The following is a 14360-nucleotide window of genomic DNA, read 5'->3' on the forward strand; positions in this document are numbered from 1 at the left end:
GAGTACTGATCTGGGAGCTGCTCGACTCCCCTCGTGAGTCGCTCCCAGCTATCGACTTGTCTAAACCGCCCATCGGTGGAAACGAAGTGGATTTCTGTACGCACGCGGTCGAGTTGAGTATCACTGACTGTCTGCAGGCGCCCGAGCGAGCGAAGTGCGACTACCAATGCCCGACCGACCGCTTCCACCAGGCGATAGTCGTGGGTCCCTTCAATCAGGAGCGCCTTTCCGGTGTGGACACCGATAGCCCCTTGTCGAAGGCCGACTCCGGCATCTTTTCCGCGAGCTGGTCTTCGGCCCATCTCCGCCAACTCTCTACGATGGCCGTCGTGATGATGCGCTTGAGTTTCTGGCTTGGCGTCATGTCAAGGGCCTCCTCAAGCAACTCCTGGCCCGCGGCGTATTGCTTGTCCCAAACATAGAAGTTGCCCAATGACATCGCGGTATCAGCTTTGCCGAGTACCTCGTGCGCGAACTCGGCGAGCGGTATCGCCGCTCCAAGATCGTGGCCGGCACGGGCAAGATGACCCGCCAGGAAAGAGCTGACCCTTGCACGCTCCTCTTCGGAGACACACTGCGAAATGGCGTCCTTGTACCGCGCGACAGCTATCGGCCCGTTTCCCCGAAGACTCGCAAGAAACGCCTCAACCCGATCAACTTCGAAATAGCCAGGGTTGAGCATCCGCGCGCGCGCGATCTGAGACTCGGCGGCGCTCGGGTCACCCGCGCGCTCGAGGCGCAGCGCCAATCTGAGCAGGTGAGCAGTCGGCTCATCTTCGTGCGCTCGGGCAATGACGACGTTCGGATCGAGAACTCGCTGTGCGGCGGCGAGTCGCGCTTCTTCGCGGTCGCGGACGAAGGCCGCCTCGCGATCCAACACGGCAGTCATCACGGCGCTGTCAGCATCAACTCGCGGTAGGTACGCACGCGCCGTTGCTGAAAGCTCCAGGAGATCCGGAGCGCCCACCTCAAGCGCCGGTGTGCGCACCACAAGCGAGCCTTGTGAGAGGGTCTGCGCGGCCCGACGCAAAGTATCGATGTCCAAGGACGCAACCACGGCAAGTTCATCGAATGAGATTGGACGGTCGAGCGTTCGCAAAATTGCGAGCATCAACTTCGTGTCTGGCGATAGTGCCTCGTACACGTTGTCGACACAGAACCTCAATAGATCGCCTTGATTTCGAAGCGCATCCGTTGGAGTCTTTCCTGCCTCGACACTCAGCACGTACCAGCGGATGTTCGACCGGCTCAACAAAGAGGGTGAGCGGCTTGGGATCATTGACCTGGTCCGCAATGAAGTGCTTGAAGCACTTGGACTCAGATCCTAAGGCGGCTCAAGCGGCTTACAGTCAGGATTGGAAACCCTTTGAGGACGCATTCGCTGACGAAGCGGCCAAAGCAAAGTACTTCTTTCCCTTTGCGCTCACGCTCGAAGATTCCGTCACACAAGCCACGACATTCTCAACCCTGACGAAGCAATGGAAGGACGTCAAAGTCGACCCGGTTGCTCAAATCGTGCGAAGCCTTCGTCGCCATCAATCCTCGTATAACGCGATCCATTCAGGCCGACTTCGTCAGCTTGACGAACCGGTCAAGGAACAAGTTCGTAGGCTCAACTCGCTCAACCGGCCATCTTCCATCTACCCCTATGTCATGCAACTGCTGACAGCAACTGCAGAAGGGGATGTGTCGACGGTCGATGCCGCGGAGTGCCTGAAGGTGATCGAATCCTTCCTTGTTCGGCGCGCAATCTGCGGCATAGAGCCGACCGGCCTGCACGCGGTCTTCAAAAAACTGTGGGGGGCAGTCGGGGCGAACTCAGCGGCAGTCCGCGGCGGGATGGTATCGAAGACCGTCAACTTTCCGTCAGATAGCCAGTTCGAAATAGCTGTTCGTACGGGCGACCTCTACCATCGCAAGATTTGCGCCTACATCCTCGAGGAGTACGAGCGAGACCACACGTCTAGCGACATTCTCGAAACATATCCACCCATGACCGTCGACCACCTCGCGCCACAAGACCGCAAAGGCAGTTGGGTTCAATCGCTCGCCGCTGACGAACACGCTGAATTGCTACACACGTGGGCCAACCTTGTTCCGTTGTCCAGCGAGGCGAATAGCTCGAAGGGGAGCAGCGGCTGGAATGAGGCAAGAGCGAAACTGAAGTCGGAAGTTGTCTTCTCGACCACCAAACACGTCTACGACCAGAACGTCATTTGGGATGGCGCCGCAATTCGGGCTAGGGCGGACACGCTGGCCGATTGGGCGCTGAGCCGTTGGCCAGCATTTGAGGCCCCGCACGCGTGAGCGCGGCGCGATCTCCGGTGTATCCCGGAGCTTGATCCGCCCGGGCGCGCCGGATCGAGGTGGCGCTCCGGCATGGGATCATGCTCCATATGCCTGCCTCATTCACTCGCGACCTCTGTGGATTCCGTGAGAGCGGAAACCCGAACACCTCGGACAACAACGATGTCCTTTCAATCGAGCTCGGCAGGGCGCTGTTTGACCAACTCGAGGTGCCGCCCGGCCAGGTTGTTGGCACCGACCCTGGTGCGGCGCTTGAACTCGCCGTCATCGAGGACTTAGCGCCGCGCCGTCGCGATCTTCTTGTCTCGCGTTCGCGCTCGGCATTCGAGTTCGATCAGTTCAAGCACCTTGCGGTTTACCCGGAGTTCCGGAGGGGTGCGAAGGCCACCGCCCCGGAAATGGTGAGCCTGTTGGAAGAAGTGTCAAATCTCCCCCCCTCGAGTGAGGCTAGCCGCCTGAAGAGACGGGTTACAAAGATGGTCGATCGCTTTTATCGACACGACGAACTCATCGCTCAGCTCAAATCAGGAATGCCCGAGGAATCGCTACTCAAACTGGATGTAACCATCGGCCAGCTTCAACACCATCGGTTGCCCGAGTTGCATGTCGCATTGTCATCGAAATGGTCTTTGCGGACTGATCGCGCTCAAGATTGTATTTCGCAGGGTGCGAAGTTGTCATCGCAGCGGCGAGGACGAATGCCGCATTTTGCAGTCGTCACGATCGAACCGCGGCCCTCGATGCTGAAGATCCTTGCGGATGGGTCTGGCGCGATCGATTGCGTGTATCACCTTGATCTACCTGCACTCCAGCGAGCGATGGACGATGTGCGGGCTTCGAAGATCGGGAGTTGGAGCCCGGCAATCACGTTCGACCGCCTAGTTCGGCAGCGTCGGCTGCGAGATTATGACGATCTTGTTCACGAACTCGATGGAGTGCCAACGCTAGGCGCCGCTGATCTGCACGAGGGCGCCATCGAAGTAGAGGTATCAGCGGAGTAGGTTGCCACTACCTGGCGGAATTGCGCGGTCCGGTCAATACTTAGGAGTTCGATGCCGGGTTGAGCTCACCATGCCGCGCAACGTCCGGCCAGCGACGATGCCGAGCTCCGCGCTGGCATAGCGAGGCGAGGCTCTTCGGATTGCGCCTGGCCCGCGCCCGTCCTCCGTGATCGGCTAGTGTTCGAGCGTGAAGAGACTGGCGCTCGAGCCCGAAGGCATCTGCGTTCCGGACGTGCGTCGCGGGATAGATACCGTCGGCCATCTCATCGTGGCACCAGGCGACGACGTCGACCTGCAGACGGTATGGTCGTGGCTGAAGACCAAACCGTTGGAAGTGCACCTAACCAGGGCCGTCGACGACGCCGTCAAATACGTCCTTGACGGTGCGCGAACGGGTCGTTTCGATTTGGCCAGTCCGGATGTCGATTCCGATGAGCGGGCCTCCGTGGGCACGAAACTCCAGTACAGGGTGCTGAACGAGCTCGGCCTCTACAAGGAACCACCGTTGGACACGATCGTTCGCGGCATTCCGGTCGAACTCAAAGCGACGATCAGAACGAACTGGATGATTCCTACCGAGGGGCAGTGTCAGATCAGTCTCTTGCTCCAGGTGGACACGGCGCGAGCAAGACACCGCTCATTTCTCATTCGTGCGCATCGTGGCTGGTTGAACGAGGGGGCAAACAAAGACGGCAAGCGGGGCATTTCTGCGGACGCTCTTGCAAGATTCTCTCTTCCGCTAATCGGATGGACACCCCTTCCACATGAACCACTAGTTCGACTTACCGATGAGCAAATCGAAGTGGTGTTTGCGCCACGAGTTGGGCAAACTGCACGACTTGTCTCGCTTTTTCGGTTTCTGCCGGACACTGTGATTCCGAGATCTTCCATCGAGACGGTTTGCTTCGGCAACAAGGATCCGATGCGTCGGGCGCGCCAAGCCAAGGAAGCAGCCCTCGCCGGGTCTGGGTTGGAAGTCTTGGTCGGCACTTGGAAGGCTGATCGCGCTCGCGCAGAGCAGTGGGGCTTCGACCTGACAGGTGATGCGTGGGTTGCGATTAGTCCAGGCAGGAAGGTCGGGCCAGTCGACGTTTCTCAAGGTCAGCTCGACATTGAGTGGTCGGCTGTCTCGGGCAACTCGGCTACGCCGCAGCCAACTCTCTAACTCGACGGCCCGGTTCCGCCTCAGCCGAAGCTAGGTGGGGCTTGATCTGTCGCGCAATCGCTCTTGCCAAGCCGGAGGGAACAGCGTTGCCGATTTGTCGGGCAATCTGAATCTTCGAACCAACCCAGCGGTAATCGTGGGGAAAGTCCTGAATCAATGAAGCCTCGTAGTGGCTGATGACCCGGTCCACTGAGCGATTTGGATCACCCCTGTGTCGACCATGGCTATCGTCCCACTCGCCGATCTCCCATTGCGGATGCAGGTATCGACCCTTTTCCGGCTTGAAGAACTCGGTTCGAATCGTGACGGACGGCATATCCCACCGGAGCCGACCCATGACATCTGTCGTACCCGTGGGCTTGTTCGCCCAGCAGTCCGGGAGAAGGCCGGTAGGGAGATCGAAGCGTCCTCCGCCCGGCGGAATGAAGCTATAACGGTCGAGGCTCTTGTCGGTTGGCGTGCGCTTCATATGCAGGTCAACCCCCCGAAAAACGCCGGGCATGGACAGGCCAAAGAAATCGGACTTGCCTGCCGGGAGATCCGTGCTGGAGGGAAAACTGGGTAGTCCACCGATTACGTCTCGAACAGTACGCCAAGGAAGGAGTCCCGAACCGGCGGCCGGATCCTTTGCGTGAGTCGGCTCGGGGAGCGCGATTCGTCCCACTCGCGACCCGATGATGATGGTTCTCTTTCGGCGCTGTGCCACCCCGTAGTCCGCGGCGTTCAGCACCGCGTGCTGGAGTTCGTACTCGACCAAGGCGCCATGATCGGCTTCAGCAAGCAGCATCTGGAACTCAGGAGACTTGGCGAACCGATCGACGTTCTCAATCACGAAAACTTTGGGCTTCGCATGCTTTACGAAACGCATGAATTCTCGCCAGAGCTGATTCCTGGGGTCACTGATGTCCTTGAGCCCCAGGTTCGAGAAGCCTTGACATGGAGGGCCGCCGATGACGATATCCGCCTCTGGGATCGCATCGTCGGGCACATCGGCAATGTCCCCTGCGATGACGTGATCTTGTCCAAAATTCGCGGCGTAGGTTGCGGCGGCGGCTTTGTCCCATTCGACCGCGAGAATAGGGCGAAAACCCTCGTTCGCGAATCCAACCGTCATGCCCCCGCAACCAGCAAACAGGTCGATCATTCGGGGCTCAGTGGTCATACGAAAATAGTACGCACCCCCGCGGACACTGGAGCACTGCCCCGCCGATTCGGTGGCGTTCCTCGCTGCACATGGCTAGCGGCCCGCTACGAAGGCGCCGTGATCGAACCGCTTCGCTGGTCCCGTCCGCAAACGGGGGAGCAAGTGTTGCAGAAGCTATACCTTTAATGTATGTCTTGGGCCAGTTCGGCCGGTTCGCGGCGATCGATGCAGTCGAATCGCGGGCGAGACACAGGCCCGGAGCTCGTTGTGCGGCGTCTCGTCTATGCAGCCGGTCTCCGCTATCGCGTGGACTTCGCGCCCCTCGGAGGTCGTCGGCGAGCGGACCTCGTCTTTGTTAACAAACGCATCGCGGTCTTCATCGATGGCTGCTTCTGGCACGGCTGCCCCCAGCATGCCACTTCACCGAAGCGAAACAGCGACTACTGGATCCCGAAGCTTCGTCGAAACGTTGAACGCGATCGCGAGACGGACGCGCTGTTGATCGCCAGCAACTGGGCTGTCCTCCGGTTCTGGGAACATCAGGATCCCATCACAGTTGCCGAACGCATTATTTCGGTCGTGCGATCCGCCTAATTGGCGCCTGCATGGCTGTAATGATTACGAGTCAGCGTGTCGCTTGGAATCGCAATTGTGTGCGGCTGTCTCGACTGCTCAAAGTCCGAGCCGGAGTGGCCTCCCGCCATGGTACACTTCGTCGGCCCAGCACTGCACCACATCATCGTCGACCTGGCGCTTGCCGGCACAGCCACCGAGCAGCTCCCGGCACCCGCGAGTACCGGCCTCAGCACGGCCATCCTCCCGCTCATCGCGCTCGCCTCATCGCTGACCGCGGCGGTCTGCGTCGGAGCGCTCGTCGTCTCGTAGCTGCGGCCGCCAGCGCCGGGCGATGCGCTTGCGGTCGTCGACGCCGAGACCGCTGGCGTGCTGCCGGTCGGGTTTGTGTCGGGGGAGACCGCGACGCGGTCACTGCCCGCGACGGTCGTGCTGCTCGCCGTCAACGTGGTCATCGCGATCGAGGATCACCGCGACATCAGTGAAGCTGCCAGCCTGCTCGAGGGGGAGCTGGGACGTGCGAAGAACATCCACCTGGTGTTCGATGGCGACTATGCGCTGGCGGCTCGCACCGACGTCGAGAATATGGGCACCGACGGCACGGTGATCGCGAGTGCTCGCGCCCGGACTCGTCAGCGGGTCGCGCACGCTCGCGCGCGGCGCGACTGTCGACGTACGCCGGCCTCATCGGCGTGGTGCTTGGCTACATCAGCCTCAGCCTTCCCGACGCCTCTTCGCACCGCACATTCGCCGAGGAGATTCGCATGGCGATCGAGTGATTCAGATCCCAGTTGCGTGCAAGCTCATTGCGGCGATCACGTCGAAGAGTATGAGAATCGCATCCCCGGCATAGGGTGGCGCATATGGACGAGTCCGCCGCCCTCGAGACGACCGCGGCGCGCGCCGTCGAGACGGCTGACCGCGATCGCGTGTTGTGGTCCGATGCCGACCGCGAGTGGGCGAGCCGGGCAGCCGCGGCCGTCGTGGGGGAGCGGGCGAGCGCCGAGGAGTTCCTCGGGCGTCGCGCGCAGCTCGTGCTCGAGCGCATCGGCACACGCCAGCCCGCCGTGACGCGCACGGTGCGCGGCATCCGATGGCGGCCGTGGGTGGGCGTCGTGACGGTGGTCGCCTCGTTCCTGTTTGGCCTGCTGATCGATCGCATCGGCGGCGGGTCGAGCATCAACCTGCTCGCACCGCCGGTGTTCGCGCTCGTCGCGTGGAACCTGCTCGTCTATGTCTGGCTGCTCGTGCGCCCGCTCGTGCTGGGGCGTGGGGCGGCCGGTCCGGTGCGGGCGCTGCTCATTCGGGTTGCGTCGGTGCGGACATCCGGTGACAGCAACCGAGCGGATGCATCGACCGCCGCCAGGCGCACCGTGCTTGCCACGCTGCCCCGCGACTGGGTGCGTGTCGCTGCGCCGCTCTACGGAGCGCGGGCCGCGCGCGTGCTGCACCTCGCGGCGGCGGCGACGGCGCTCGGCGTGATCGCCGGCCTCTACCTCCGCGGGCTCACGTTCGAGTACCGCGCGTCGTGGGAGAGCACGTTCCTCGGTGCCGAGCAAGTGCGCGCCCTGCTCGCCGTGACGTTCGCGCCGGGGTCATGGATCACCGGCATCCCCGTGCCCGACGTGGCCGCGATCGAGGCGATCCGCGCGCCCTCGAGCGAGAACGCCGCGATGTGGATGCACCTCATGGCCGCCACGGTCGCCGCCGTCGTCATCGTGCCGCGGCTCGTGCTCGCCCTCGTCGCGGGGCTCGTCGAGCGACGCCGCGCGAAGCGAGTGGTGCTGCCGCTCGAGGAGCCGTACTACCGCCGGCTCATCGCCGCGTGGGTGGGCGAGCCGGCGCGGGTGCGCGTCATCCCGTACAGCTACAGCCTCACCCCCGAGGCGCGGGCGGGGCTCGAGGCCGTGCTCGCTCGGGCCTACGGCAACGCCGCCGCGACGATCGACGCTCCCGTCGCGTGGGGCGACGACGTCGAGCAGAGCCAGGCGACGGATGCCGCGGGCACGAGGTTCACCGACGCCGGCGAGATTCGCCTGCCACTGTTCAGCCTCACGGCCACGCCCGAGGAGGACGCGCATGGGGCGTTCCTCACGGCGCTCGGTGGCGGCGGCGGCACCGGCCGTGCCGCGGCATCCGGAACCACCGTGGTGCTCGTCGACGAGTCGGCGTTTCTCGCGCGGTGGGGCGATGACGCCCAGCGACGCGACGATCGTCGTGCGGCATGGAGCGAGCTGCTCGAGGCGCACGGGAGCGTTGCGGTGTTCGTCGACCTCGTCGGGCCCGATCTGGCCGCGGCCGAGGCGCAGCTCGCTGCCGCGGTATCCGCTCACGATGGCGGCACCGCGAACGAGGCGCGGGGGCGGGTATGAGCGATGACGCGGCATCCGACCGGCTTGATCGTGGGCGAGGTCTCGATACGGCTGCTTCGCTGCCTACTCGACCAGCGGAGTCTCGACCGGCGGGTGGTCGAGCGGCGGGGGTCGCGGGGCTCGATGCCGGCGCCGTGTCGCTCTCGCTCATCTCGCACACCAACGCGGGCAAGACGACGCTCGCGCGCACGCTGCTCGGGCGCGACGTCGGCGAGGTGCGCGACGCCCCGCACGTCACCGCCGAGGCGACGCCGTTCCCGCTCGTGCAGACATCCGACGGCGACCTGCTCACGCTGTGGGACACCCCCGGCTTCGGTGACAGTGTGCGGCTCGCGCGCCGGCTGCGGCAGAACCGCAACCCGATCGGCTGGTTCATATCGCAGGTGTGGGACCGCTATCAAGACCGCGCGCTGTGGCTCAGCCAGCTCGCGGTGCGCAACGTCGCCGAGCAGGCCGACGTGGTGCTCTACCTCGTGAACGCGGCCGAGGCGCCCGCCGACGCCGGCTACCTCGCCCCCGAGCTCGAGGTGCTCGAGTGGGTAGGCAAGCCCGTGCTCGTGCTGCTCAACCAGACCGGCCCGCCGCGCGAGCGGGCTGCCGAAGAAGCGGATGCCGCGCGCTGGCGTGCCGCGCTCGGCCCCTCGACCAACGTGCGCGACGTGCTCGCCTTCGACGCGTTCGCGCGCTGCTGGGTGCAGGAGTTCACGCTGTTCGCGGCGATCGAACCGCTGGTTCCGGATGCCTCGGAGCTGGCCTTCGCCCGGTTGTCGGCCGCGTGGCGCGACCTTCGCATGGGCGAGTTCGACGCGGCGATGGCCGCGCTCGCCGAGCCGGTCGCGCGGGCTGCCGCCGATCGCGTGACCGTGTCGTCGTCATCGCAGCAATCGTTCGCGAAGCGCGTCGGCGATTCGCTCGGCCTGCCGAATCCGGCACAGGCGCAGGCCCGAACGGATGCCGCGGAGCGGATGGCCGCCCGCTTGCAGGCCGACCAGCGGCAGGGCATGGAGCGGCTCATCGCGATCCACCGGCTCGAGGGGCGAGCGACCGACGAAGTACTCGAGCGGGTGGCGGGCGACGTGCATCTTGACGCGCCGCTCGACGGCACCCGCACGGCCGCGGTGGGCGGCGTCGTCTCGGGCGCGCTCACGGGACTCGGTGCCGACCTGTTGGCGGGCGGGCTCACGTTCGGTGCCGGCATGGTCGCCGGGGCGATCATCGGCGCGCTCGGCGGCGCGGGCATCGCGCAGGGCGTCAACGTCGTACGAGGCCGAACCGAGTCGAGTCTGCGCTGGGAGGATGCGTTTCTCGACGGCCTTATGACGTCGGCGCTGCTGCGCTACCTGGCCGTGGCGCACTACGGCCGCGGCCGTGGCGCCTGGCGGCAGGGCGAGTATCCATCGCATTGGCGGCCGATGGTCGTCGACGCGATCGTCGCCGAGCAGGATCGGCTCGCGGCGATCTGGGAGCGGCGCGGCGAGGGCGAGGAAGTGCTGCAGCGCAGGATCGAGGAACTGCTGCGGAAAATCGCCCTGCAGCTCCTCGACGACCTCTACCCCGGCGCCCTCCACGTCTAGCGTGCCGTGGTCGCAATCGGTGACTGAGCTCCGTGCCACCATCGGCCCATGTACCGCGGAACATTCCCCCCTTCGTGCTGGCGCCGATGAGCGGGGAAGCGAACGATCAGCCCCGAGGCGCTGAATCGCGCAGCGCCGTCTCGATCGCGTCGAGTAGGGCCGGCGCATGAGTCGACACAGTCTCCCAGAGGCGGGTGTTGTCGAGCCCCGCGTAATTGCGCGCGGCGATGTTACGCGTGGCCCGAAGCCCGTCGCGTGCAATCTCGGGCAGGCTGGCCGCGATCGCGTCAGGGAGTTGGCGGTTCACGAGATCGGCGAGATGGATGACCGCGAGCATGCCGATGTCGTAGGTGTCGGAGTCGGCGCTGATGAACACCGCGCGCCCGTCGACGGCCGCCCGATCGAAGCGCGACCGTAGTCGCCCGACCTCGTCGGTCAGCCGAACAAGTGAGCGTGCCGAACTGTCTTGGTCGGCCCGCGGTCGTGCGGTGAACCGGCCCCTCTGCGCATCGGTCACAGGGGCACGGCTTCGCGTCGGAGCTCGAGCACGATGGGGTCGGCGTCGTCGTCGACGACCGCGTCGACCGGGAATCCGAGGAGCTCGGCAACCTCATGGCGGAACGCCGCAAGCGTGAGGAAGTCGACATCGGGGCCGGCGGTGACGAGCAGGTCGACGTCGCTCTCGGCGGTGTCGGTTCCGTCAGCAGCCGAACCGAACACGCGGATGTCGCTGATCCCGTACGTCGGTGCGAGCTCGAGGATGCGCTCGGCGAAGAGCTCGAGTGGAATCGATGGCCGCATGCGGGCCGCTCTGAGAATGCGGTTGAGCAGCTCGTCGCTCGGCACACGGGCACCCGATTCGATCATCGCGAGGTTCGGTTGCTTCACTCCCGCGAGCGTCGCCAGCGAACGCTGCGAGAGCCCGGCGTCGTCTCGCGCGCGACGCACGAGCGCCGCGGCATCCGAATCTCGCATCGTCATCGCGAAAGTATATCGCGATGATATCGGATCGAGCCTCGCCCCGCCTCAGCTGGGCGCGAGCAACGCCTGGCCTGCGACATCCGTTCGCTCAGCCCTGCTGCTGCACCGGCCCCACGTGCAGGAACTCCGCCGTGCTCTCACACGCCGGCACCGGCTCGCCGGTCGACACCGTGACGCCCGTGAAGCTGTGCGGCGGGTACACGAGGTAGTCGCTGCCCTGCACGACGGGGCAGTCGTCGAGTGGGCCGCCGTCGGGGTCGATGTTCACGGCGTTGAGGGCAGCGGCGACGGATACCCCGGGCTCGAGCGTGAGTGTCTGCGGGTTGTCGTCGCCCACGCGGCCGGCGGCCTCGCCGATCTGCACTCCCGACGCGTTGATCACCGAGACGCCGGGCGCTCCGCGCAGCTCGCACGAGTCGCTGCCGGTGTTGGTGAAGACGACGTTGTAATCGATCGATCCGGCGCCGGAATCGACGTACTGCACCTCGATCTTGAGCGCGTCGTCGGCGCACTGGCCGGCCGGGGCATCCGGGTCGACGCTCGCCGACGGGCTCGGCGAAGTCGTCGGCGACGTGGTTGGGCTGGCCGTCGCGGAGGTAGGTGGCGCGGTCGTCGGCGTCGCGCCGCTGCCGGCGCAACCGGTGAGGAGCAGGGCCAGCGCGGCCGTCGCGAGGGCGGTGAGGGTGGGTCGAGCGGCGAGTCGAGTCACCGGCTCAGGCTATGGCCGGCCCGCCGGGTAGGGCGGGGTGGCTCGCCGACATTCGATTACGCAACCCCGGTGCGGCGGGGCAGCGGGCGAACTAGCCTGAACACATCGACCGAGGGGACGACCATGAGCGACACCACCGACCGCGACGACCGCGCACTGCCTGACGACCGGGACTTCGCCGACGACGTGAACGAGCAGAAGCGGTTGCAGGCCGAGCACGCCCGCGAGCTCGGCGTCGATCCGTTCTTCGAGGGGGCGAACATCACCGAGAGCGACGGCCCCGACCTCGAGGGCGGCGACGACCTCGACACCGGCGGCGGCCACCGTACGCCGCGCGACTGAGGCACGGGCGCGAACTCGAGATGCGCGCCGAGGCCGGTGATCACTGATCGACCACCGGCCCACGAGACCGACTAGGCGACTCGGCGACCCACAACTCACCGGCGCACCGGCTCACCACCGCGAAGCCGCCCGCCGGGACGACCATCGTGCTTCGTCCGTTCAGGGCCTTCTCGGTGATGAGCTCGCCTCGGTCGTCGTAGACCCGTGCGGTCGAAGCGGCGCCATCGAAACCCAACTCGACGCGCTGCCGCGAACCAGAGGTCGAGTGGACGAGCTCGGTCGCCCCGTCGGCGCCGACCAGTACGAGCCGCGAGATCGCGGGCCGCAGCAGCAGGGCGTCGAGCGTGACGGTGCCGGTCTTGACCGACACCGTCAGCGAGGAGCTGCCCGCAGCCACCGAGCCGTGCAACGAGCGCGGAAGCAGCACGCCGGGCACCGGGCTGATGCCCTGCGGCTCACCGCGCCCGTCGAGCACGCCGAGCGGCTTGCGCCCTGCCGTCCAGATCGACCGTGCTCGGGCGCCCTCGTCGAGCCAGGCGACGGGCTCGACCGAACGGGGCGAGCCGGCGATACCCACGTCGAACGTCGCCTGCTGACCGCGTTCGAGCACGAGCACGTCGCCGCTGTAGAGCGACTCTTCGGTCCACGCCGACGCCGGCGGCTGCACCGAACCGCTCGTCGAGGTCGCCGATTCGGCTTCGATGACGCGAAGACCGTCGAGCTCCGCGACATCCGTCACCGTCGTCGCCCGCAGCGCAGTAGCGGGGCGCTCATCGAGCGCGATCATGGTCAGCAGCCCGTGGATGGTGCTCTCGGCCCCGCTGTTGCGGTTGATCGACCCGTCGGGCTGCAAGCCGTCGAAGGTGACGCCGCGCGCGGGGTCGTACATCGGCTCGCCCGCGCGGTTGGCGCCGAAGAACCAGGCCGCCTGCATCGCCGCGAGCTCCTCGAAGCCGGTACTGCCCGAGGCATCCGCCACCGACAGCAGCGACTGCACCCGCGAATCGGCGCCGTAGGCGATCTGCACCCGATCGGCCGGCGTCGGGAACCAGCCGTTGTCGGGCCCGCCGGCGGTGAGCAGCGTCGTCGAGAAGCCGGCCGAGTCGGCCAGCGCAGGCTCGAGCAGGTCGGCATCACCCAGAGCGACGGATGCCTCGGCCAACGCCGCCGGCATCTGCGAACCCCACCCGTGCCACATCGACCGCGACAGCGCCCAGGGCAGGATCGCCCCGTACGGCCACGACTCGGTGTCGCCCGCCCCCATGGCGGCGATGCCCTCGGCGAGCCGCTCGAGCGTCGTGCGCGCAGCATCATCGTCGGGCGCCGCCTGCACGTACGCCGACAGCCCGAGCACGGCCTCCGCCGTCGCATCGGCGCCGTCGACGATGAGCCAGGCGGGCACCCGCATGCCGTCGGTCATCTCGTACTCGCCGTAGCGGTCGAGCACCTGGCGGTCGACGGCCGCCCGTGCGAGGTCGAGCCGATCCGCGAGGAACGCCGCGAACGCGGCATCCGTCTCGGCGAACGCCGCGTAGCCCTCGCCGAACGCCCAGATCGTGCGGGCCAGCCAGTAGCTCGCGTCGGAGTCGGAGGGATCCGGCAGCTCGATGGGCTCCGCGCTCGGGTTGAGCGTGCCGTCGGGCTGCATCCACAGCACGACGTTGCCCGCGTGCTCACCCTCGCCGGTCTGCAGGTAGGCGAGTGAACGCAGCAGCTCGTACGCGCTCTCGCGGCTGGCGTCGTCGCCGGTCTGCTGCCAGTGCCGCAGATAGACCACCGCCGCGCGCGAGACGTCGTCGGCGTTGTAAGCGCCTTGCCCCCAATGGCCGGTCGCCGGATCGAGCCGTCCGCCGCCGACGCGCTCGAACGTGCCGCCATCGCCTGCGTCGGCGTACGTCCACGGCAGCACGAGCTGCGGCTCCTCGGCGAGGCGATACGTGGTGTGCCCCGGCAGCTCGGCGGGGGTCGCGGTGTCGAGCAGGAAGTCGAGGTGCGCGGTGTTCGCGAGCGGCGCCGGCTCCGGTGCCTGCTCCGGTGCCGGTGCCGGTGCCGGTGCCGGCGCCGCCGCCTGCGCGGCGGCCGGCGACGTGAGCGCACCGGTGAGCACGAGCGCGGCGGCGGCGGTGAGCGACGCGGCCATGGTCCAGATCGTGCGGCGAGGGGCATCCGTGGTGGTCATGATGTGCCTTTCA

15 protein-coding genes are annotated in these 14360 nt (G+C 66.2%); 8 read left to right on the forward strand and 7 right to left on the reverse strand.

The annotated features are described in order from the left end of the window. Positions 1–214: 214 nt before the first annotated feature. Positions 215–1252, reverse strand: coding sequence for a hypothetical protein (locus AC1C2R_RS11515; protein WP_495380001.1), 1038 nt, complete (start codon positions 1250–1252; stop codon positions 215–217). A 50-nt stretch (positions 1253–1302) separates the two neighbouring features. Here AC1C2R_RS11515 and AC1C2R_RS11520 point away from each other — a divergent pair, with 50 nt between their 5' ends. The 3 genes from AC1C2R_RS11520 (at position 1303) to AC1C2R_RS11530 (ending at position 4473) form a co-directional block, all read left to right on the forward strand. Further along, the gene (locus tag AC1C2R_RS11520; protein WP_495380002.1) at positions 1303–2307 is read left to right on the forward strand and encodes an HNH endonuclease family protein; all 1005 of its coding nucleotides are present in this window, start codon (positions 1303–1305) and stop codon (positions 2305–2307) included. Positions 2308–2396: 89 nt separating this feature from the next. Next, entirely contained in the window at positions 2397–3308 is a 912-nt protein-coding gene (locus AC1C2R_RS11525; RefSeq protein WP_495380003.1) for an NgoMIV family type II restriction endonuclease, read from the forward strand. Between the two features lie 187 nt (positions 3309–3495). After that, entirely contained in the window at positions 3496–4473 is a 978-nt protein-coding gene (locus AC1C2R_RS11530; RefSeq protein WP_495380004.1) for a NaeI family type II restriction endonuclease, read from the forward strand. Here AC1C2R_RS11530 and AC1C2R_RS11535 read toward each other — a convergent pair. Next, positions 4451–5635 carry a DNA cytosine methyltransferase gene (locus tag AC1C2R_RS11535; RefSeq protein WP_495380005.1) on the reverse strand — a complete coding sequence of 395 codons (1185 nt, stop codon included), beginning with the start codon at positions 5633–5635 and terminating at the stop codon, positions 4451–4453. The genes AC1C2R_RS11530 and AC1C2R_RS11535 overlap by 23 nt on opposite strands. A gap of 171 nt (positions 5636–5806) precedes the next feature. Between AC1C2R_RS11535 and AC1C2R_RS11540 the strand changes: the two genes are divergently transcribed. Both AC1C2R_RS11540 and AC1C2R_RS11545 read left to right on the forward strand, forming a co-directional pair. After that, complete coding sequence (locus AC1C2R_RS11540) at positions 5807–6211, forward strand: very short patch repair endonuclease (RefSeq protein WP_495380006.1); 405 nt, start codon at positions 5807–5809, stop codon at positions 6209–6211. A 108-nt stretch (positions 6212–6319) separates the two neighbouring features. Next, positions 6320–6502 carry a hypothetical protein gene (locus AC1C2R_RS11545; RefSeq protein ID WP_495380007.1) on the forward strand — a complete coding sequence of 61 codons (183 nt, stop codon included), beginning with the start codon at positions 6320–6322 and terminating at the stop codon, positions 6500–6502. 99 nt (positions 6503–6601) lie between these two features. Here AC1C2R_RS11545 and AC1C2R_RS11550 read toward each other — a convergent pair whose 3' ends face one another. Continuing rightward, entirely contained in the window at positions 6602–6838 is a 237-nt protein-coding gene (locus AC1C2R_RS11550) for a hypothetical protein (RefSeq protein WP_495380008.1), read from the reverse strand. A gap of 215 nt (positions 6839–7053) precedes the next feature. Here AC1C2R_RS11550 and AC1C2R_RS11555 point away from each other — a divergent pair, with 215 nt between their 5' ends. Next, positions 7054–8562: a DUF2868 domain-containing protein gene (locus AC1C2R_RS11555; RefSeq protein WP_495380009.1), complete on the forward strand. Its 1509-nt coding sequence runs from the start codon at positions 7054–7056 to the stop codon at positions 8560–8562. Further along, entirely contained in the window at positions 8559–10136 is a 1578-nt protein-coding gene (locus AC1C2R_RS11560) for a DUF3482 domain-containing protein (protein ID WP_495380010.1), read from the forward strand. The genes AC1C2R_RS11555 and AC1C2R_RS11560 overlap by 4 nt, the downstream gene beginning before the upstream one ends. 106 nt (positions 10137–10242) lie before the next feature. Here the strand turns inward: AC1C2R_RS11560 and AC1C2R_RS11565 are convergent, their stop codons facing one another. The 3 genes from AC1C2R_RS11565 to AC1C2R_RS11575 form a co-directional block, all read right to left on the reverse strand. Further along, positions 10243–10653, reverse strand: coding sequence for a HepT-like ribonuclease domain-containing protein (locus AC1C2R_RS11565; protein WP_495380011.1), 411 nt, complete (start codon positions 10651–10653; stop codon positions 10243–10245). Further along, positions 10650–11117, reverse strand: a complete 468-nt coding sequence (locus tag AC1C2R_RS11570) for a helix-turn-helix domain-containing protein (protein ID WP_495380012.1) — start codon at positions 11115–11117, stop codon at positions 10650–10652. Before AC1C2R_RS11570 ends, AC1C2R_RS11565 begins: the two co-directional genes overlap by 4 nt. A gap of 88 nt (positions 11118–11205) precedes the next feature. Then, the gene (locus AC1C2R_RS11575; RefSeq protein WP_495380013.1) at positions 11206–11826 is read right to left on the reverse strand and encodes a DUF4232 domain-containing protein; all 621 of its coding nucleotides are present in this window, start codon (positions 11824–11826) and stop codon (positions 11206–11208) included. Between the two features lie 123 nt (positions 11827–11949). On the opposite strand from AC1C2R_RS11575, the gene AC1C2R_RS11580 reads away from it, so the two are divergent. Next, positions 11950–12168, forward strand: a complete 219-nt coding sequence (locus AC1C2R_RS11580; protein ID WP_495380014.1) for a hypothetical protein — start codon at positions 11950–11952, stop codon at positions 12166–12168. Positions 12169–12208: 40 nt separating this feature from the next. On the opposite strand, the gene AC1C2R_RS11585 is transcribed toward AC1C2R_RS11580, so the two are convergent. Continuing rightward, complete coding sequence (locus AC1C2R_RS11585; RefSeq protein ID WP_495380015.1) at positions 12209–14347, reverse strand: hypothetical protein; 2139 nt, start codon at positions 14345–14347, stop codon at positions 12209–12211. Positions 14348–14360 lie beyond the last annotated feature (13 nt).

The sequence above is a fragment of the Agromyces sp. Y182 genome (assembly GCF_059445385.1).

Excerpts from the sequence above, each read along its gene's own strand:
- AC1C2R_RS11525 (WP_495380003.1), top strand. The coding sequence starts at position 2,397 with ATGCCTGCCTCATTCACTCGCGACCTCTGTGGATTCCGTGAGAGCGGA.
- AC1C2R_RS11535 (WP_495380005.1), bottom strand. The coding sequence starts at position 5,635 with ATGACCACTGAGCCCCGAATGATCGACCTGTTTGCTGGTTGCGGGGGC.
- AC1C2R_RS11540 (WP_495380006.1), top strand. The coding sequence starts at position 5,807 with ATGTCTTGGGCCAGTTCGGCCGGTTCGCGGCGATCGATGCAGTCGAAT.
- AC1C2R_RS11545 (WP_495380007.1), top strand. The coding sequence starts at position 6,320 with ATGGTACACTTCGTCGGCCCAGCACTGCACCACATCATCGTCGACCTG.
- AC1C2R_RS11555 (WP_495380009.1), top strand. The coding sequence starts at position 7,054 with ATGGACGAGTCCGCCGCCCTCGAGACGACCGCGGCGCGCGCCGTCGAG.
- AC1C2R_RS11560 (WP_495380010.1), top strand. The coding sequence starts at position 8,559 with ATGAGCGATGACGCGGCATCCGACCGGCTTGATCGTGGGCGAGGTCTC.
- AC1C2R_RS11570 (WP_495380012.1), bottom strand. The coding sequence starts at position 11,117 with ATGACGATGCGAGATTCGGATGCCGCGGCGCTCGTGCGTCGCGCGCGA.
- AC1C2R_RS11580 (WP_495380014.1), top strand. The coding sequence starts at position 11,950 with ATGAGCGACACCACCGACCGCGACGACCGCGCACTGCCTGACGACCGG.
- AC1C2R_RS11585 (WP_495380015.1), bottom strand. The coding sequence starts at position 14,347 with ATGACCACCACGGATGCCCCTCGCCGCACGATCTGGACCATGGCCGCG.